General features: G+C 70.4%; 18 protein-coding genes and 1 pseudogene. 14 read left to right on the forward strand and 5 right to left on the reverse strand.

Translation table 11 applies throughout. The features are described 5' to 3' along the window. Positions 1-9 precede the first annotated feature (9 nt). Positions 10-582, reverse strand: a complete 573-nt coding sequence (locus AC07AG_RS38750) for a dihydrofolate reductase family protein (RefSeq protein ID WP_478761438.1) — start codon at positions 580-582, stop codon at positions 10-12. A gap of 534 nt (positions 583-1,116) precedes the next feature. Next, complete coding sequence (locus AC07AG_RS38755; RefSeq protein WP_478761440.1) at positions 1,117-2,826, reverse strand: immunity 49 family protein; 1,710 nt, start codon at positions 2,824-2,826, stop codon at positions 1,117-1,119. 121 nt (positions 2,827-2,947) lie between these two features. Here AC07AG_RS38755 and AC07AG_RS38760 point away from each other — a divergent pair, with 121 nt between their 5' ends. Both AC07AG_RS38760 and AC07AG_RS38765 read left to right on the forward strand, forming a co-directional pair. Further along, positions 2,948-3,088 (forward strand): hypothetical protein, encoded by a 141-nt coding sequence (locus tag AC07AG_RS38760; protein ID WP_478761442.1) that lies wholly within the window; start codon positions 2,948-2,950, stop codon positions 3,086-3,088. A 50-nt stretch (positions 3,089-3,138) separates the two neighbouring features. Next, positions 3,139-4,329 (forward strand): hypothetical protein, encoded by a 1,191-nt coding sequence (locus AC07AG_RS38765; protein ID WP_478761444.1) that lies wholly within the window; start codon positions 3,139-3,141, stop codon positions 4,327-4,329. Between the two features lie 28 nt (positions 4,330-4,357). On the opposite strand, the gene rox is transcribed toward AC07AG_RS38765, so the two are convergent. Next, the gene (rox, locus tag AC07AG_RS38770) at positions 4,358-5,818 is read right to left on the reverse strand and encodes a rifampin monooxygenase (RefSeq protein ID WP_478761446.1); all 1,461 of its coding nucleotides are present in this window, start codon (positions 5,816-5,818) and stop codon (positions 4,358-4,360) included. 283 nt (positions 5,819-6,101) lie between these two features. Between rox and AC07AG_RS38775 the strand changes: the two genes are divergently transcribed. After that, positions 6,102-7,268: an acyl-CoA dehydrogenase family protein gene (locus AC07AG_RS38775; RefSeq protein WP_478761448.1), complete on the forward strand. Its 1,167-nt coding sequence runs from the start codon at positions 6,102-6,104 to the stop codon at positions 7,266-7,268. 12 nt (positions 7,269-7,280) lie between these two features. On the opposite strand, the gene AC07AG_RS38780 is transcribed toward AC07AG_RS38775, so the two are convergent. After that, positions 7,281-7,628: a VOC family protein gene (locus tag AC07AG_RS38780; protein WP_478761449.1), complete on the reverse strand. Its 348-nt coding sequence runs from the start codon at positions 7,626-7,628 to the stop codon at positions 7,281-7,283. A gap of 145 nt (positions 7,629-7,773) precedes the next feature. Between AC07AG_RS38780 and AC07AG_RS38785 the strand changes: the two genes are divergently transcribed. From AC07AG_RS38785 to AC07AG_RS38820, 8 genes are all read left to right on the forward strand, one after another. Further along, positions 7,774-8,325, forward strand: a complete 552-nt coding sequence (locus AC07AG_RS38785; protein ID WP_478761482.1) for a tellurite resistance TerB family protein — start codon at positions 7,774-7,776, stop codon at positions 8,323-8,325. A gap of 161 nt (positions 8,326-8,486) precedes the next feature. Then, positions 8,487-9,617, forward strand: coding sequence for an LLM class flavin-dependent oxidoreductase (locus AC07AG_RS38790; protein ID WP_478761451.1), 1,131 nt, complete (start codon positions 8,487-8,489; stop codon positions 9,615-9,617). A 2-nt stretch (positions 9,618-9,619) separates the two neighbouring features. After that, positions 9,620-10,624 (forward strand): alpha/beta hydrolase, encoded by a 1,005-nt coding sequence (locus AC07AG_RS38795; RefSeq protein ID WP_478761484.1) that lies wholly within the window; start codon positions 9,620-9,622, stop codon positions 10,622-10,624. Between the two features lie 81 nt (positions 10,625-10,705). Next, positions 10,706-12,121 carry a DUF6421 family protein gene (locus AC07AG_RS38800; protein ID WP_478761453.1) on the forward strand — a complete coding sequence of 472 codons (1,416 nt, stop codon included), beginning with the start codon at positions 10,706-10,708 and terminating at the stop codon, positions 12,119-12,121. Beyond that, entirely contained in the window at positions 12,118-12,888 is a 771-nt protein-coding gene (locus AC07AG_RS38805; RefSeq protein ID WP_478761455.1) for an SDR family NAD(P)-dependent oxidoreductase, read from the forward strand. The genes AC07AG_RS38800 and AC07AG_RS38805 overlap by 4 nt, the downstream gene beginning before the upstream one ends. Before the next feature lie 29 nt (positions 12,889-12,917). Beyond that, entirely contained in the window at positions 12,918-13,988 is a 1,071-nt protein-coding gene (locus AC07AG_RS38810) for a threonine aldolase family protein (protein WP_249591494.1), read from the forward strand. Between the two features lie 110 nt (positions 13,989-14,098). Then, positions 14,099-14,692 carry a transglutaminase-like domain-containing protein gene (locus tag AC07AG_RS38815; protein WP_478761457.1) on the forward strand — a complete coding sequence of 198 codons (594 nt, stop codon included), beginning with the start codon at positions 14,099-14,101 and terminating at the stop codon, positions 14,690-14,692. Between the two features lie 68 nt (positions 14,693-14,760). Beyond that, on the forward strand, positions 14,761-15,468 hold the full coding sequence (locus AC07AG_RS38820) for a B3/B4 domain-containing protein (protein ID WP_478761458.1): 708 nt from the start codon (positions 14,761-14,763) through the stop codon (positions 15,466-15,468). 5 nt (positions 15,469-15,473) lie between these two features. Here AC07AG_RS38820 and AC07AG_RS38825 read toward each other — a convergent pair whose 3' ends face one another. Further along, complete coding sequence (locus AC07AG_RS38825; protein WP_478761460.1) at positions 15,474-16,202, reverse strand: lysophospholipid acyltransferase family protein; 729 nt, start codon at positions 16,200-16,202, stop codon at positions 15,474-15,476. 200 nt (positions 16,203-16,402) lie between these two features. Between AC07AG_RS38825 and AC07AG_RS38830 the strand changes: the two genes are divergently transcribed. The 3 genes and pseudogenes from AC07AG_RS38830 to AC07AG_RS38840 all read left to right on the forward strand — a co-directional run. Next, positions 16,403-16,765, forward strand: a complete 363-nt coding sequence (locus AC07AG_RS38830; protein ID WP_478761462.1) for a thioredoxin family protein — start codon at positions 16,403-16,405, stop codon at positions 16,763-16,765. 328 nt (positions 16,766-17,093) lie between these two features. Beyond that, entirely contained in the window at positions 17,094-17,603 is a 510-nt protein-coding gene (locus tag AC07AG_RS38835) for a flavin reductase family protein (protein WP_478761463.1), read from the forward strand. A gap of 230 nt (positions 17,604-17,833) precedes the next feature. Next, positions 17,834-17,914 (forward strand): annotated as a pseudogene (locus tag AC07AG_RS38840) (electron transfer flavoprotein subunit beta); the annotation flags it as partial.

Consider the following 17,914-nt stretch of genomic DNA (forward strand, 5'->3'; position numbering starts at 1 on the left):
TGGGCGGCGTCAGTGGACGACGTCGAAGACGTTCTTCTGCAGGCCGTTGGCGTACACCTCGTGTTCGACGAGCCGCAGCTTCTGGGCGTCCTTGTCCGTGTCGCTGAACAGCCGCTTGCCCGCGCCGAGCAGCAGCGGGAAGACGAGCAGGTGGTAGCGGTCGATCAGGCCGGCGTCGGAGAGGTTGTGGTTCAGGGCGGCACTGCCGTGCATGATGATCGGTCCTCCCTCGGTCTTCTTCAGCGCGGCCACCTCGTCCAGGGAGCGCAGGATCGTGGTCTCGCCCCAGTCCGACACCAGGTCGCCCTCGGTGAGGCTGGTGGAGACGACGTACTTGGGCATCACCTTGTAGTCGGCGAACTCCTGCATGCCGGGCCAGACCGGGCTGAACGCCTCGTAGCTGACCCGGCCGAGCAACAGTGCCGCGGCTTCCTCCTGCTCACGGCCCTTGATCTCGTACGCCTCGGGGAGGAACTCGATGTCCTTGAAGGTCCAGCCGGAGTTCCGGTAGCCGGGCTCGCCGCCCGGGGCCTCCACGACGCCGTCGAGCGAGACGAAAGCGGTGCTGATCAACGTACGCATCTCAAGATCTCCCAGTGAGTCGATTCTCGTCGCCGCTTCATCCTCGCGGTTACGGAGGTACTGACCGCGGTGCACGCGAGAACTCATCGGTGGCGGTCAGGAGGTCGGAAAGGCGTTGTCCGCTCCTGCCCGCTCGTTCTACTCTGGCGCGGAGGCCTGCCCCCAGCCCCTGGAACGGCCCGAACACACCGCTCACGCCCCGGCGCCGAGCGGACAGCACACCGGTGACGCAGGCCGCCGGTTCCGTACCTCCTTGCAGCGGACGCACGGACACCGGCACGTCCCGCCGGTTGGTGCATCAGGGGCCACTCCCGCGGCTCCCGGCCATCAGCCGGTGCGGACACCTGCTCCGTGGGCAGGGGGAGCCTGCCCTCTGGAGCGCCGCGGCCGCCGCCGCCGAATCCTGCGGCGGCCGCAGGCTCCGGCAGCACGGTCCACTGCCCGGAACCACCCCCTTTACCCGCCGTCCACGGCCCGACACCCCCGGGGCCGCACATGCCGTGGGCCCCGAGCACACCGTCCCGCGAACTCTCCCTACAGCGGCTGTGCGGCGTGCAGAAGGCGCGCGGGGAGGTACGGGGACGAGATGTGGATGTTCCAGCCCCGGCGCCGCGCGTGGCAGGTCAGGGCCAGGATGTTGAGGTTGATCGCGGCGTTGGGATCCTCCGCGCGGTCCGCCACGCGGTAGTGGTCGCGGTGTGCTTCGAGCGCGTCGAGGAGTGCGAGGTTGAAGCTCTCCTCGTCGCCCTCGACGAGCTGGGACAAGAGGACCGACGGCGGCGGGAAGAAACCCCACCGGACGCAGTTCTCCCGGTCCGCCACGGCGCGCTCGGCGGCCTCCTCGGGGTCCGCGCCGCGCAGGTAGTCGTGCAGGGCCTGGTAGTACGACGCGTAGGCGGACCCGTCGGCGAGCAGCGCCGGATCGATCAGCACCAGGGGAGCGAGGTCTTGACGCGTCCCCGTGATCAGCGCGAAACCGACGGCGGTGAGCCAGCGCCAGGGGCCGGTGCAGTGCGGGTCGACCCGGCCGTCGCCGTGAGCGGCGCGGAAGGCCTCGGCCCCCAGGCGGGAGGCCAGGGTGAGGTTCGTGAGCTGCTCGTCGGTGACATCGGACGTCAGCGTGGAGCGGAAGCGGAACAGCGACTCCTGGTCGCTCATCGCGTCCGACCAGTCCGCGGCGGAGACCGGCTCCTCGCGGTCCGGTGAGAGCACCTCATCGGTGTCCCGCTGGAACAGCGCCACCATTTCGCCGGTGAGCGGCCGGGGATGTTCCGGCCGGGTGAACTCAAGGGGCCCGGCCGCGAGTTGAGCCACCGCGTCCGGGCGGCGGTCGCGGCCGAAGGCGCCCACCCGGGGGCCCGGTGTCTCGAACCCCGTGACCAGCGCATGCGGCAGGTAGTCCGTCTCGACCGGCACCTGCCAGCCCTCGCGGCGGTAGGCGAGCGCGGCCAGCGTCAGGGGGAGCAGCGGCAGCAGGGTGTCGGGCTGGGTGCTGCGGGCGGAAACACTGCTGTGCCGGGTCAGCAAGGTGGTCAGTGCGGCGGCGAACTCCTCCTGGGCATGGGCGGCCAGGGCGCGCAGGCCCAGGAGCGCCGTGGACTCGGGCTTGTCGAGGAGTCCGGCGTCGAGTTCGCGGTCCAGGGTCCTGATCCGGGCGAGCGCGGCGTCGAGCGCGGCCAGCTTCTCCTCCCGCGACGGCGGGAAGCTCGCGGTCTCGTCCCCGGTGTCCCCCATGACGTACGCCATCAGCCCGTTGATGAGCTCGACGGCAGGGCGCCCCGCCGCGCCCTGCTGGGGCGTCTCGCGGGCGAAGTGGAAGGCTTCCCCGTGCCATTCGGCCCGTCCGGCCAGGACGGCCAGGCAGAAGGCGTCGATCCATTCGTACGCGGAGACGGTCTCGCGCTCGCCGTCGGACCCGGCGTCGTAGCCCATCCCGAAGTCCACGTAGTCCAGGGAGACCTGGAAGGAAGCGACCGGGTAGTACGCCGCGTACGCGACTTTGCCGGCCGCCGCCTCGGACGCGTCGCGCAGAGCGGCCTTCGCCTCGGGGGTGTGCAGGTCCGGGGTCTCGACGGAGAGCGCGCCGAGGTAGCTGACGAACTCCTCGGCGAGCAGCCCCCAGTCGTACCCGGTGATGGGCCCCGCCTTCGACATCGAGCGGACCCGCCGGCCGATCTGGTTGGTGAAGTCCTCGCGCGCCGCAAGGACGGCGGCTTCGTCGATGTGATGGCGTTCTATGCGCACGGCCCCGCTCCCCCGTAGAAATCTTGTGGCCGCAGCCTAAAGCGTGTCGCGCGAGGCCGTGAACTGGGAGGATGCTGTGGCTGCCCTGACACGGACACCTTTGAGGACCTTGAGGACTTTCATGGCACCGACCATTGAGGACCGCACCGCCGTCTCCGAGTTGATCTCGATGCACGGCCACCTGTGCGACGAAGACTGCCGGCGCATCCGCCACCGCAAGGTCGTCGCACGGCGGGTGCCGTTGAGCGGGCGCTCGAAGTGAAGAGTCTTCCCGCTGCCACTCACGAGGTGAGCAGCGGATACGGTGCTCTGGTGACTGATGGGGAGGGGACAGCGCCCGGGACCGCGCTGCTGATCGCGGCGGCGCCGCTCGGCAAGGCCCGCATGGTGGACGCGGCCTCCGTGCTGCCCGTGCTCGCGGCGGTGTCGCCCGCGGTGCTCGCGGGGACCGCGACCGCGAGTGTCGTGGAGCTCGCGGACCCGCTCGATCCGCAGACCGTGCTCACCCGGCTGCGGGCCGCGGCGATGGCGCCGGGACCTTTGACGGTGTACCTGGTCGGGCAGTTGCATCTCGACCGCCGTCAGCAACTGCAGCACGTGGCCCTGGCGCGCACCACGGCGGCGACGGTGCGCTACACCGGTTTCCCCTGGCACTGGATCGCCCAGGAACTGCGGCTGCGCCCGCCGGGCGGCACGACCGTCATCGCCGATCTGCACGCCGACACGGACAGCTGGCAGCAGCTGGCCCAGCGCCCCCTGGACGTGGGGACGGGCGTTGCGCTGTACGGACGGATCGCTCCCTCGCCCGGTCGCCGTGCCGTCGCGGTGCCCTCGTACATGAAGGCGCTGGCGACGGTCCTGCGCAGCGGACACCGGCCGCCGCTGCCCGACCTGCATCAACACGTCGTCGCCCAGGCGCTGGAGGAGGGCGCGACCGACATCGTGCTGGCCGCCGACCCCGCCGTCGCTCCGCACGCGCACGGCATCGGCGGCATGCCGAACCGGGTGCCCGTGCCCGCCCAGCAGCAGGGCCCCACCCCCGGCGCACCGCCTTCGCAGGCCCCGCGGACCGCCGGAGCGGATCCGCACGCGGCGATCACCAAGGCCGTGGAGGCGGGACGGCACGGGGAGGCCGCGGCCATGGCGGCGGCATGGGAGCAGGAGGCCCTGCGGACGTACGGGCCGTCCTCACCCGAGGTGGTGCACTGGATGGAGGTCCGCGGACATCTGGCGATCTTCGCCAAGGACCATGGCCGCAGCTGCCAGATCTGGCTCGCCGTGGTCTCCGCCAGACTCACGGCAGGACAGGCCCCCGACGGCCCCGACGTCGAGGCGGCAGCGGACCTGGCCCACCATCAGTGGGAGCAGGTCCGTGACCCCGACACCGTGCGTGAACTCGGCCCGGCACTGGTCGCGTTGCGCCGCCGCGTACCCGGCCGCCGGCGCGGCACGGTGAACCTCGTTCAGCAGCGACTCGTGCAGTTCCACACGCAGGTCGGCTGAGACCCGGCCATGCCCGTGGCCACCGCGCTCACACCGCGGACGGTGACGTACCGGTGCCCGAGCCGTCGCGGCTCGGTGCGCCGAACCACCTCGGCAGCCGGTCGAGCAGGTCCTGCTGGTCCTCACCGACCCACGCCACGTGGCCGTCCGGCCGCAACAGGACGGCGGGCACGTCCAGTTCCTCGGTGACGTCGACGACGTGATCGATCCGGTCCTCCCACCCGGCGACCGAGAGACGGCCGGTCCGGTCGAGCAGCAGTCCGCGGCCTTCGTGCAACAGCTCGTACAGGCGCCCCTGCTTCAGCTCCACGTCCCTCATCCGCCGGCCCAGCAGCTCGTGGCCCTCGCCGAAGTCGTAGCTGACGTCGACCGCGGTGATGATCCCGGTCACGTACCGGTTCACCTCCTCGAAGTCCATCAGCTTCGAGAACAGCTCCCGCAGCGCGGTCGGACCCGCATCGGTCCCCAGGAGCGTGATCTGCGCACGGGTGTTGTCCAGGACGCGGGCGCCCACCGGGTGCCGTTCGGTCTGGTAGGTGTCGAGGAGTTCATCCGGAGCCCAGCCGTTGACCGCCGCGGCCAGCTTCCAGCCGAGGTTGAACGCGTCCTGCACACCGAGGTTGAGCCCCTGACCGCCGGTCGGCGGGTGGATGTGCGCCGCGTCGCCGGCGAGGAACACCCGGCCGACCCGGTAGCGCTCCGCCTGCCGGGTAGCGTCGCCGAACCGGGAGAGCCAGCGCGGTGAGTGCGCGCCGAAGTCGGTGCCCGCGACCGCCCGAAGCCGCTGCCTGAACTCCTCGATGGTCGGGGCGGCACGGTCCTCGGACACGCCGTCCGCGGGCACCACGACGCGGTACGTCCCGTCCGCGCCGGGTCCGGCGCCGAACCGCAGCTGGGTCTTGCGGACCTCCTCGACGACGGCGGCGATCGTCTCCGCGTCCTCGGTCAACTCCATGTCGCCGAGGAGGGTTTCGACCGTCGCGGGCTCACCGGGGAAAGCGACCCCGAGCAGTTTGCGCACGGCGCTGCGGCCACCGTCGCACCCGACGAGGTAGCGCGAGCGCAGGGGAGTGCCGTCCGCAAGCTCGACGGTCACGCCGTTCTCGTCCTGGCTCAGTCCGCGGACCTCGCAGCCGCGCCGGATCTCGGCGCCGAGTTCGAGCGCACGCTCGTTGAGCAGCTGCTCGGTGAGCGGCTGCGGGGTGGCGACACCGAACGGGTGGGCCGTGTCCAGACGGTCGGGCCAGGGCTTCATGATGCCGCCGAAGAGACCGCCGACCTGGAACTTCTCACTGACCGCGAGGAACCGCTCCAGCAGGCCGCGCTGGTCCATCACCTCGACGCTGCGCGCGTGCAGGCCCTGTCCGCGGGACTCCCCGGTCGGCTCGGTCAGCTTCTCCAGGACGACCGTGTGCACCCCCTGCAGACGCAGCTCGCTCGCCAGCATCAAGCCGGTCGGTCCGCCACCGACGACGATGACATCAATCATGAAGACCCCCCATGGTTTCTTGCGTCGAGGCGCTGATTCTGCGGCATGACCTGGGCCTTGCCGCAAGGCCCCCCGTGGGCTATACCTTGAGAGTGGCAAGGAGGGTGTATTCGTCCTGCCCGCCTCAAGAGCCGTCGAGCACCCGCCGTGCGCGGTCGAGCACCGGCTTGTCGACCATCCGCCCGTCGACCGTGGTGACCGATTCACCGCCTCCGAGAACCGCGCCGGCCCACCGCACTTCCCGTTCCGACGGCGCCCATCCGTCAACGAGGAGCTTCCTGGCATGAGCACTCTCGACATCCTGTCCGAGGACGAGCAGTACGTCGTCAGCACGGTGCGGGACTTCGTCGACCAGGAGGTGAGGCCGGTCGTCCGGGAACTGGAGCACTCCGACACCTACCCCGAAGCCCTGATCGAGCAGATGAAGCGGCTCGGCATCTTCGGCCTCGCCGTCCCGGAGGAATTCGGCGGCACACCGGTCTCCATGCCCTGCTACGTCCTGGTCACCGAGGAGCTCTCCCGCGGCTGGATGAGCCTGGCCGGTGCGATGGGCGGCCACACCGTGGTCGCGAAGCTGCTGCTCTACTTCGGCACGGAGGAGCAGCAGCGCCGCCATCTGCCGAAGCTGGCCACCGGTGAGATCCGGGCGACCATGGCGCTGACCGAACCGGGCGGAGGCTCGGACCTGCAGGCGATGCGAACCTCCGCCCGCAGGACCGCGGACGGATACGTGGTGAACGGGTCGAAGACCTGGATCACCAACTCCCGCAGGTCCGGGCTCATCGCCCTGATGTGCAAGACCGACCCGGCCGCGAGCCCCGCCCACAAGGGCATCTCGATCCTCCTGGTCGAGCACGGCCCCGGCCTGACGGTCTCGCGCGACCTGCCCAAGCTCGGCTACAAGGGCGTGGAGAGCTGCGAGCTGTCGTTCGACGACTACCGGGCGCCGTCCGACGCCGTCCTTGGCGGGGTCGAGGGCAGGGGCTTCGCGCAGATGATGAAGGGCCTGGAGACCGGACGGCTCCAGGTCGCCGCGCGGGCGCTGGGGGTCGGCCGGGCCGCGTTCGAGGACTCCCTCGCCTACGCCCAGGAGCGCGAGTCCTTCGGCGAGCCGATCTGGAAGCACCAGTCGATCGGCAACCACCTGGCCGACATGGCCACCTCGCTGACCGCGGCCCGCCAACTCACCCTGTACGCGGCCCAGAAGGCCGAGGCGGGCCGCCGCGTGGACATGGAGGCAGGCATGGCCAAGCTCTTCGCCTCCGAGACCGCCATGACGATCGCCCTCGACGCCATGCGGATCCACGGGGGTTACGGCTACTCCACCGAGTTCGACGTGGAGCGCTACTTCCGCGACGCCCCCCTGATGATCGTCGGCGAAGGCACGAACGAGATCCAGCGCAACATCATCGCGAGCCAGTTGGTCAAACGCGGAGGCCTCGACGCGTGACCGGCACCGCGGTCACCGATGGCCCAGCACATTGACCACCTGGCCGTTGGGGTCGCGTACGAAGAACCGGCGCACTCCCCACTCCTCGTCCTGCAAGGGATGCACGATCTCCGCGCCACTCGCACGCACCGCCGCGTAGACCGCGTCCACGTCGTCCACCTCCACACTCATGTCGGGCACGACGGGCGCGGTCGCGTCGTGGCTCATGAAGGTGACCTGCGCCGTGGGGTTGGAAGGAGAGCCGAGCGTCATGACCCACCCGAGGTTCATGACCTCCTCGAACCCCAGGAGTCCGTAGAAGTCCCGGCTCTCCTCCATGGCCTCTGATCTGACGTCGGGCATGGCCCGGCGGATGGACATGGGTGACTCCTCTCGGCAGGTGCTGTGCCGGCACCCTACGCGTGTGCGGGGAGCCGCCGGAGGAACTTCGAAGGTCGGGGAGGCGTTGGCAGGAGGACGCGTGGAACGCGCGCGTACGAGCGAACTGGTAGCAGAGGTGGCACGGATGGCGATGTGGGACCGGATCAAGGACCAGGCCAAGGGGATGCAGCAGCAGTCCCAGGGGGCGCGCGGCTCCGGCGGTCACGGACGGTCGGGGTCAGGGTCCGGAGGGGGGTCGAAGGCCCAGCTCGTGGGCGTGCTCAAGTCCCAGCTCGCCACCCTCAAGACGGAGCTCAAGAGCGGCGCCTACCGCGACGCCAGCATGGCCATGTGCGCCCTGGTCGCGGCCGCCGACGGATCGGTCGACCCGGCCGAGCGGCAGCACGTGGAGTCGCTGATCCTGCAGAACGACGTCCTGAAGAACTTCCCGCCCGAGCAGCTGCAGCAGCGGTTCAACAAGCACGTCGACCAGCTGACGTTCAACTTCCAGCAGGGCAAGACCGAGGCCATGCAGGAGATCGCCAAGGCGGCCAAGAAGCCGATGGAGGCCAAGGCGGTCGTGCAGACGGGGTTCGTCGTCGCCGGCGCGGACGGGTACATCGCCCCGGCCGAGGAGCAGGTCCTGCGGGAGGCCTGCGCGGCGCTCGGCGTCTCGCCGCAGGAGTTCGGTCTCTGACCACGGGGTGCACTGTGTGCAGCTGGGGCCCGCACCGGAAGGTGCGGGCCCCAGCTGTTTCCACGAAGCCCTTGCGACTTCAGCATATGACGACTAGTCATATGGCTGATCGAAACAAGGGCGGCGGTCATGCCGCAGCGGGTCAACTCCCTGGAGGGCACGTGAAGTTCTCCGTCATCTTCGAAGCACAGCTCGCCGACCCCACCGTCGAGCGCGAGCATCAACTCATCCATGACAGCGTCGAACAGGCCGTCCTCGCCGAGCGGATGGGCTTCGACCGCATCTGGGCGGTCGAGCACCACTCCCTCAAGTGGTACGCCCACATGAGCGCCCCGGAGATCTTCCTGACCTGGGTCGCCGCGCGCACCAGCACCATCCGCATCGGGCACGGCGTGGTCTGCATGCCGTTCCGCTTCAACCACCCGGCGCGCGTCGCCGAGCGCGCCGCCATGCTCGATCTGCTGTCCGGCGGCCGGCTCGACCTCGGGGCGGGGCGTGGCGGAACGCTCCAGGAGACCTCGCTCTGCGGCGTCGACAGGGAACGTACGACGCAGGAGGTCGAGGAGGCGCTGCAGATCATCGGGAAGGCCTGGGCGAGCGAGGAGCTGGAACATCACGGCGCGCTGCTCGACATCGATCCGCACCCGATCCTGCCCCGGCCGCGCCAGACCCCGCACCCCCCGCTCTTCCTCGCCTGCAGCCGGACCGAGACACTGACGCAGGCCGCCGAACTCGGCATCGGCGCCCTGGTCATGGGCTTCGCGGGGCCCGATGCGATCGCCGAGATGCGTACGGCGTACGACTCCGCGATCGCGGGCCGCGGCGACGAGCGCTTCGTGTCCGGCGTCGTCAACGACCACTTCTCCGTCCTCTGCCCGACCATCGTGCTCGACGACCGGGACGCGGCCCGGAGTGTGGGCATCCGCGGCCAGCGGTTCTTCGCGCAGTCCATCGGACACTGGTACGGCGGGGCGGGCATCCCCGACGAGGCCGTGGTCGAGGGGGCCGACGAGGCGGCCGCGATGCGCGAGGCCGCCGAGCAGGTCGTCGCGCGGCTGAACGAGCACGACATCCCGGTGCGGCCCACCTCCACGGCCACCTTCAACGCCGACCACGCCTATGGGACCGCCGACGACGCCATCGCGTACGTGGAGCGGCTTCGCGACGCGGGCGCCGACGAGATCATGTGCCTCATCCAGATGGGCACCGTCCCGCAGGAGGCCTGCATGGAGACACTGCGGCAGTGGGGCGAGAAGGTCATCCCGTACTTCCGCGCCCAGGAAGCGGGGTGACGATGACCCCGGCCGCGGACGGCGATCGCCTCGCCCCAGGCGCGCGCCCCCTCGTCGACGCCCTGAGTGCCGCGTTCCCCGACCTCGGCGGCACCGTCACCGACGCGGCCGAGGCCCGCCGCGTCCTGGCCGCGACGCCTCCTTCGGGCAAGGCCGCGCCGCTCGTGGGGACGGTCGAGGACCGGAGCATTCCCGGTCCCGCCGGGGCTCCCGGCCTGCCCGTGCGCGTCTACCGCCCCCAGGGGACGAGCCGGTCACGCCCCACCGTCGTCTTCTTCCACGGCGGCGGCTACACCCTCTGCGGCCTCGACACCCACGACGCCACGGCGCGCACCCTCTGCGCCGAGTCCGGCGCCGTCGTCGTCTCCGTCGCCTACCGCCTCGCCCCAGAGCACCGCTTCCCCGCGGCCACCGAGGACGCGTACGCGGCCCTGTGCTGGGCCGCGGCCCAGACGCGGGCCGGAGCGCTCGGCGGGGATCCGGGCGCCGTGGTGACGGCGGGGGACAGCAGCGGGGGCGGCCTCGCCACCGTCGCGGCCCTGATGGCGCGGGACCGGGGCGGTCCAGCCGTGGCGCTCCAGGTGCTGATCTATCCGGTGCTCGACGCGGGGCAGGGCAGCGGCTCGTATACGTCGAACGCGACCGGCTACTTCCTCACGGCCGCGCACATGCGGTGGTTCTGGGAGCAGTACCTCGGGCCGGACGGCGACGGCACGCACCCCTACGCCTCGCCTCTGGGCGCGGACCTCGCCGGGCTGCCGCCCGCGCACATCGTCACCGCGGGCTGCGACCCGCTGTGTGAGGAGGGCGGGGCGTACGCGGTCAGGCTGCGGCTTGCGGGGGTTCCGGTGGCACAGGGGCACTACCCCGGGATGTTCCACGGCTTCCTGGGCTTCCCGCGGCTCCTGGAGGATGCGCGGGCCGCGGTGGCAGATGTGGCAGAAGCGGTCGCCTCAGCGGTGTACGACAGGAAAAACAGCGGTGATGTTGGGGGTGCCACAGGATAATCTCCCGAGCCTCCTCTTGTGGTGGAGAGCCTCGCCCGCATACGGTGTTCTAACGCGAGGTTCTCCCGTGGAGGTTGACAAGTGACGGAAATTCTTGTGCAGAGGGTTACGGAGGGGACGGTTCCTCCCGTGAGCGGGGGTGCCCCCGTGGAAAGGGTCGTGGAGCACCCGGCTTGGCCGATGCTCAAGGACGCCGTGGAAGAGATCCGCCCGTGGCAGTCCGCGGACGGCTCGATCGACTTCGACGCGGAGGGCGCCCCGGCGAAGTCCGTGGCCGAACTCGCCGTCGACCGCGCGATATCCGCGATCGACCAGCTCGCCCCGCTCCTGCCGCACGACGCCGCGTACCACCGGGCGCTCGGCGCCGACCTGCGCCGCTGGGCGGACGGCGGCTTCCAGGTGCCCGACTTCCTGGACTCACTGCTCGCCTTCCAGCCCGCGGCCCACCGCGAGGACGGCCTGCAGCACCTCGTGGTCTTCCCGATGTACACGCAGAACGGCAATCCGGACCGCAATCTCGAAGCGGTCGTCCTGCGCATGGTCTGGCCGGACTGGCTGGCCGAGCTGGAGCGCACGCGCTACGACAACGCGCTGTTCTGCGGCATCACCTTCGAGGACTTCACCGCCGGGTACGACACGAACTCGGCCGTGCTCTTCCCGGAGACCATCGCTGTGCGCGAGGCTCCCGAGCGCTTCAGCTGGGGCGGCATCTTCTGCGACCGCGAGGCGGCCCGCTTCCGCCGCGTCACCGAGGCCTCCGTCGACATCCTCGGGCTCGAACTGCCCGACGACATCCGCGAGATGATCGGCGACCAGGACCGCTGCCAGCAGGCGTTCGTCCTGTGGGACATGGTCCACGACCGTACCCACAGCCATGGCGACCTGCCCTTCGACCCCTTCATGATCAAGCAGCGGCAGCCGTTCTGGATGTACGGTCTGGAGGAGCTGCGCTGCGACCTCACCGCCTTCAAGGAGGCCGTGAAGCTGGAGGCCGAGGGCATCCCGCAGGCGCGTGACGTGCAGTACGCCGTCCTCTTCGACCGCATGTTCCGCTTCCCGGTCACCGGCGACCGCGTCAAGAACTACGACGGTCTGGGCGGCCAGCTCCTCTTCGCGTACCTGCACAAGCACGACGTCGTCCGCTGGACCGACAACAAGCTCAAGATCGACTGGGAGCGCGCGCCGCGGGTCACGAACCAGCTGTGCTCCGAGATCGAGGAGCTCTACCGCGCCGGCATCGACCGCCCCAAGCTCGTCCACTGGTTCGCCGCGTACGACCTGGTCTCCCAGTACCTCGCCCCGCACCCGGGATCGCGCTGGGCCAAGGGCCCGGACGCCCTCGACACACAGCTTCCGCCCCGGAAACTCGTCGACGAGGTGCTTCCTGACGAGTTTCCGCTCAGCATGTTCTATGAGGCGCTCTCCAAGAAGCTCAAGCATGTGATCGCCTCCACCAAGGGGATCACCGCGGCAGGCGCCGAGCAGGTCGCCGCATGAGCGACCGCACCAAGGAGGCGAGGACGATGTCCGCACTCGATGGAGCCGTGGTCGCGGTCGCGGGGGCAGGCGGTCCGGCAGGCCGTGCCACGTTGCTCAGGCTCGCCGAGGCCGGAGCCACGGTCGTGGCGTCCGACGCCGACGCGGCGCGCCTGGCGGAGGCCGTGGACGCCGCGCGGTACGCGCACGGCGGGGCCACCGTCATAGGCGACACGGTCGACCTCCTCGACCTGGGCGCGACCCGGGAGTGGGCGACCCGCACGGAGAAGGAATTCGGGCGGATCGACGGCCTGGTCCACCTCGTCGGCGGCTGGCGCGGCAGCGCCACCTTCGCCGAGACCGACCTCGCCGACTGGGACCTGCTCGAAAAGCTCCTGATCCGCACCGTGCAGCACACCACCCTCGCCTTCCAGGACGGCCTGCAGCGCAGCGACCGCGGCCGCTATCTCCTGATCAGCGCGGCCGGCGCCTCCAAGCCCACGGCGGGCAACGCGGCGTACTCCGCGTCGAAGGCCGCCGCCGAGGCCTGGACCCTCGCCCTCGGCGACGCCTTCCGCAAGGCGGGGGGCGAGCAGGGCCTGTCATCGGCGGCTGCCATCCTCGTGGTCAAGGCGCTGGTGCACGACGCGATGCGCGCGGAGCGGCCCAACGCGAAGTTCGCGGGCTTCACGGACGTCAAGGAGCTGGCCGAGGCCATCGCCGGAGTCTGGGAGAGGCCCGCCGGAGAAGTGAACGGAAACCGCCTGTGGCTGACCGAGAAGCCGTGACCGCTCGCGACACCCGTGACAGAGAAGCCGTGAACCCTCCGAAGACCGACGCGCGCCGTCACCACGACCCGGACGTACGGGGGTTCGCCAGCGACAACTACGCGGGCGCCCACCCGGAGGTGCTCGCCGCCATCGCACTGGCCAACGGCGGTCACCAGATCGCGTACGGCGAGGACGACTACACGGCCAACCTCCAGCAGGTGATCCGGGGCCACTTCGGCCCCACGGCCGAGGCGTTCCCGGTCTTCAACGGCACGGGGGCCAACGTCGTCGCGCTCCAGGCGATCACCGACCGCTGGGGCGCGGTGATCTGCGCCGAGTCCGCGCACATCAACGTGGACGAGGGCGGCGCCCCCGAGCGCATGGGCGGCCTGAAGCTGCTCACGGTGCCCACGCCCGACGGCAAGCTCACACCCGAGCTGATCGACAAGCAGGCCTTCGGCTGGGACGACGAGCACCGGGCGATGCCGCAGGTCGTGTCGATCGCGCAGAACACCGAACTGGGCACGCTCTACACGCCCGACGAGATCCGCGCCATCTGCGACCACGCGCACGGGCTCGGCATGAAGGTGCACCTGGACGGCTCGCGGATATCGAACGCCGCCGCGTCCCTCGACGTCCCCATGCGGACGTTCACGAACGCGGTCGGCGTGGACATCCTGTCCCTGGGCGGCACGAAGAACGGCGCGCTCTTCGGGGAGGCGGTGGTCGTCCTCAACCAGGACGCCGTCAGCCACATGAAGCACCTGCGCAAGCTGTCCATGCAGCTCGCCTCCAAGATGCGCTTCGTTTCGGTGCAGTTGGAGGCGCTGCTCGCCAAGGACCTGTGGCTGCGCAACGCCCGGCACGCGAACGAGATGGCGCAGCGCCTGGCGGAGGGCGTGCGCGCCGTCCACGGCGTGGAGATCCTCTACCCGGTGCAGGCCAACGCGGTCTTCGCGCGGCTTCCGCACGACGTGAGCGAGCGGCTGCAGAAGCAGTACCGCTTCTACTTCTGGGACGAGGCGGCGGGCGACGTCCGCTGGATGTGCGCGTTCGACACGCGCGAGGAGGACGTGGACGGGTTCGTGGCGGCGCTCAAGGAAGAGATGGCGCGCTAGCCGATTCCTTGATCACCGCATGGAGACCACCGCATAGAGGTCTGCATAGATATGCGATCGACCGTAAAGGCATTGACTCGCGGTCGGTCGCATTTCTATGCTCCCGTCGCATGCAGCTGATCCAGGAAATCCCCGACCTGTCCGCCTACTTGGCCGCTGACGAGGTCGTCGACCACCGTCATCCGCTCGTCCGCGAGACCGCGGCGCGACTCGCGGCGGAGGCCGCGGATTCATACGCATACGCCCGCGCGGCCTATGAGTTCGTGCGGGACACCGTCCCGCACTCCGCCGACAGCGGCGACCTGCGCGTGACCTGGCGCGCCTCCGACGTCCTGGAGCAGGGCACCGGCATCTGTCACGCCAAGGCCCACGCGCTGACCGCGCTGCTGCGAGCCGAGGACATCCCCACCGCCCTGTGCTACCAGCGGCTGGCGTACGACGCGGGTACCGGCTACTGCGTGCACGGCCTCGTGGCCGTCCGGTTCAACGGCGCCTGGCACCGGCAGGACCCCCGCGGGAACAAGCCCGGGGTCGACGCCCAGTTCTCGCTCGGCGGTGAGCGCCTCGCCTTCGTGGCGGACGTCGAGTCCAGTGAGGTGGACTATCCAGTACTCTATGCTGCACCACATGCGACGGTTCTCCGCGCCCTGAAGGACGCCCCGGACCGGCCGTACCTGTGGGAGCACCTCCCCGACGCGCTCTGAACCGACACGACCCCCTGAGCCGACACGACCGCACCCTGAACCGCCCCACCCCGAACGCAAGGCAGACGATGACCTTCCAGATCACTGTGACCGACGACGTGCGCACCCTCGCGCCCGGCTTCACCCACGTCGCCATCGAGGCCTACGGACTCGTCAACCAGCCCAGCACCGACGCGACCTCGGCCCTCCTCGACGAGGCCGCGCGCCGCCTCGCCGAGCGGCTCGACGGCCGCGCCCCGCACGAGGACCCGCACATGGTGGCCTGGCGCGCGGCGTACACCGCCTTCGGCGCGAAGCCGTCCCGTACGCGCAACTCGGCCGAGGCGCTGGCCAAGCGTGCCCTCGCCGACGGCGGCCTGCCGCGGATCAACACCCTCGTCGACGTCTACAACGCGATCAGCGTCGCCCACCTGATCCCGGTCGGCGGCGAGGACCTGGACCACATCAAGGGCGGCATGCGTCTGGTGCGGGCCACCGGCACCGAGGACTTCGTCACCATGGCCGGGGGCGAGCGGGCCGTCGAGCACCCGGACGCGGGCGAGGTCGTCTGGTGCGACGACGAGGGCGTCACCTGCCGGCGCTGGAACTGGCGCCAGGGACCGCGCACCCGCCTCACCGAGGAGTCGGTCAACGCCATCTTCCTGCTCGAGGGGATGGGCCCTGACTCCGGCGTCGAGGCGGCGGGCGCCGAACTGGCCGAACTCCTGGAGAAGTTCAGCCCCGGCGCGCGCATCACCGTCCACGCGCCGGAGCGGGCGTCGCAGCGCCCGGAGTAATCGATTCAGCTCGCCTCGGCGGCCTTCACCTCGGCCGGAGTCGGCGCGGTGCCGCCGAGGTGCGCCGGCATCCACCACGTGTCGTTCGGGCCCTTGGGGCGTACGGGATAGGCGCGCTGCGCCGCTTCGAGGAGCTCCTGGCAGCGCTCGCGAAGGCGCCGCGTGATCGCGCCCGCGAACTGGTCCGCGGGAGCCTCGACCGGCTCACCGACCCGGATCGTGATCGGGATGTGGCTGCGCTTGAAGTTGCGCGGCTGCCCCTTGGTCCACAGCCGCTGCGTGCCCCACAGGGCCATCGGGATCAGCGGGACGCCCGCCTCCTGCGCCAGGCGCGCGGCGCCCGACTTGAAGGACTTCAGCGTGAACGAGGGCGAGATCGTCGCCTCGGGGAAGACGCCGATGATCTCCCCGGAGCGCAGCGAGTCGAGCGCGTGCTGGTAGGCCGCCTCGCCCTGCGTGCGGTCGACGGGGATGTGCTTCATCCCGCGCATCAGCGGACCGGAGATCTTGTGCCGGAACACCGACTCCTTGGCCATGAAGCGCACGAGCCGCTTCTGCGGCAGGGCCGCGAGGCCGTCGAAGATGAAGTCGAGGTAACTGATGTGGTTGCTGACGAGGACCGCTCCGCCGGTGCGAGGGATGTTCTCCGACCCCTTGCAGTCGATCTTCAGGTCCCATGCCTTGAACAGCGTTTTCGCGGCACCGATGACCGGACGGTAGACAAGCTCTGCCATGGGTGGGGAGGGCCCTTCGTGTCTGCCTTGGGAGGGGGCTCCCGGCGGGAAGTTACGCAGCCGTAGGTTTTTCGGCGTTGCGCAGATCGTGCCCCAAGAACGGACGGCTGGCCACCCATCGTGCCCGGGGAGCGCGAGATTCTCGTCACGTTGGGAATGTACGCGGGCGCGCGGACGCTGAAGGCGGGGACAGTTGGACCATGGCACAGGGGCGGGAGGCTGACGTGCGGATACGCGATGCGGGAGACCGGCCCGACGCGCCGGCACCGGGCGCGTGGGCGGACTACGAACTGGGGGAGCGCGCCACGCTCGTGCAGTTCTCCAGCGCCTTCTGCCAGCCTTGTCGGGCGACTCGCCGGGTCCTCGCCGAGGTGGCCGGAATGGTCCCCGGCGTCTCCCATGTGGAGATCGACGCGGAGGCCGAGCTCGGTCTCGTACGGGAACTGCGCATCCTCAAGACGCCGACGGTGCTTGTCCTCGACGCGGACGGACGGGTCGTGCTGCGCGCGACCGGACAGCCGCGCAAGGCCGATGTGATCGCCGCCCTCGGCAAGGCCGTGTGAGACCGGGGTACATGGGGGAGGAGCGCCATGAGGCAGGGACGGAACGGCGCGGGACAGGGAGGGAGCGGCGTGCCACAGGGGCGGGAGACCGCGATGAGGAGAGGGCGCGAGACCGGGACGACGCAGGTCCAGGGCTCGGCCGGCCGTCTTTCACATCGCGGAACGGACTTGACTGCACCCGGCATCTATCGCCAGCCTTCTCCTATGCCTCCGGAGCTCCTTCTCTACGAGCGCGTCCACGTGGACCTCGCCCGTCATGCAAGTGCGCGCTGTCCGGGCTGCTGAGCAGCCACGGAATCGCTCGTACCTCCTGCAGAAGGACAATTCCATGACGGCCACGCCCGATCTCCGCACTCCCCAGCTCGCATCCCCCGACCTCCTGCGTTCCGTCTTCCGGCAGCACGCGGCGGGGGTCGCCGTGATCACGGCCCAGGGCCCCGCCGGGCCCGTCGGCTTCACCGCCACCTCGCTCGTCTCGGTCTCCGCCGAGCCCCCGATGCTGTCGTTCGGCATCGGTACGGGTGCCTCCAGCTGGCCCGCGGTCTCGGAAGCCGACCACGTCGGCGTCCACATACTCGGCGAGCACCAGCTCGACCTGGCCTCGACCTTCGCGCGCAGCGGCGCCGACCGCTTCGGCGCGGGCACGCGCTGGTACGAGGGGCCTGAAGGCGTGCCCGTGCTGGACGGCACGCTGGCCTGGCTGGTCTGCAGGGTCGCGGCGCGGGTGCCCGCGGGTGACCACCGGATCGTCCTGGCCGAGGCGCTGGTGGGGGACCCGGCGGGCGCCGGCCGGCCCCTGCTCTACCACCAAGGGCGCTTCAACGCGCTGCGCGACTGAGAGTTCCCGGATGACCCCCTCCGTGCCCGATTACAGAGCGTTGGGAAGGTCACAGTTCAAAGCGCTTGCTTAGTGGGAAAGTACTGGGTGTACTGGCGAGTAATATTCTGGTCGGAGCGCGGGCCGCCCCGACCGGGATCCGCCCCTTCAGGCGCCTATGCTGCCTGCAAGAAGGCAGTGGCCAGAGCAAGGCAGCAGCCCAGTAAAGACGATGCAGTAGGAGAGCCGGCGTGAGCTTGAGGATCGTTGTCACCGTGAAGTACGTGCCCGACGCCACCGGCGACCGGCACTTCGCCGATGACCTGACCGTC

The organism is Streptomyces sp. NPDC044044, assembly GCF_056434405.1.

Bases quoted from the DNA above. Each gene is read 5' to 3' on its own strand.
- AC07AG_RS38750 (WP_478761438.1), bottom strand. From the start codon at position 582: ATGCGTACGTTGATCAGCACCGCTTTCGTCTCGCTCGACGGCGTCGTG.
- AC07AG_RS38760 (WP_478761442.1), top strand. From the start codon at position 2,948: ATGGCACCGACCATTGAGGACCGCACCGCCGTCTCCGAGTTGATCTCG.
- rox (WP_478761446.1), bottom strand. From the start codon at position 5,818: ATGATTGATGTCATCGTCGTCGGTGGCGGACCGACCGGCTTGATGCTG.
- AC07AG_RS38775 (WP_478761448.1), top strand. From the start codon at position 6,102: ATGAGCACTCTCGACATCCTGTCCGAGGACGAGCAGTACGTCGTCAGC.
- AC07AG_RS38780 (WP_478761449.1), bottom strand. From the start codon at position 7,628: ATGTCCATCCGCCGGGCCATGCCCGACGTCAGATCAGAGGCCATGGAG.
- AC07AG_RS38785 (WP_478761482.1), top strand. From the start codon at position 7,774: ATGGCGATGTGGGACCGGATCAAGGACCAGGCCAAGGGGATGCAGCAG.
- AC07AG_RS38795 (WP_478761484.1), top strand. From the start codon at position 9,620: ATGACCCCGGCCGCGGACGGCGATCGCCTCGCCCCAGGCGCGCGCCCC.
- AC07AG_RS38805 (WP_478761455.1), top strand. From the start codon at position 12,118: ATGAGCGACCGCACCAAGGAGGCGAGGACGATGTCCGCACTCGATGGA.
- AC07AG_RS38815 (WP_478761457.1), top strand. From the start codon at position 14,099: ATGCAGCTGATCCAGGAAATCCCCGACCTGTCCGCCTACTTGGCCGCT.
- AC07AG_RS38820 (WP_478761458.1), top strand. From the start codon at position 14,761: ATGACCTTCCAGATCACTGTGACCGACGACGTGCGCACCCTCGCGCCC.
- AC07AG_RS38825 (WP_478761460.1), bottom strand. From the start codon at position 16,202: ATGGCAGAGCTTGTCTACCGTCCGGTCATCGGTGCCGCGAAAACGCTG.
- AC07AG_RS38830 (WP_478761462.1), top strand. From the start codon at position 16,403: ATGGCACAGGGGCGGGAGGCTGACGTGCGGATACGCGATGCGGGAGAC.
- AC07AG_RS38835 (WP_478761463.1), top strand. From the start codon at position 17,094: ATGACGGCCACGCCCGATCTCCGCACTCCCCAGCTCGCATCCCCCGAC.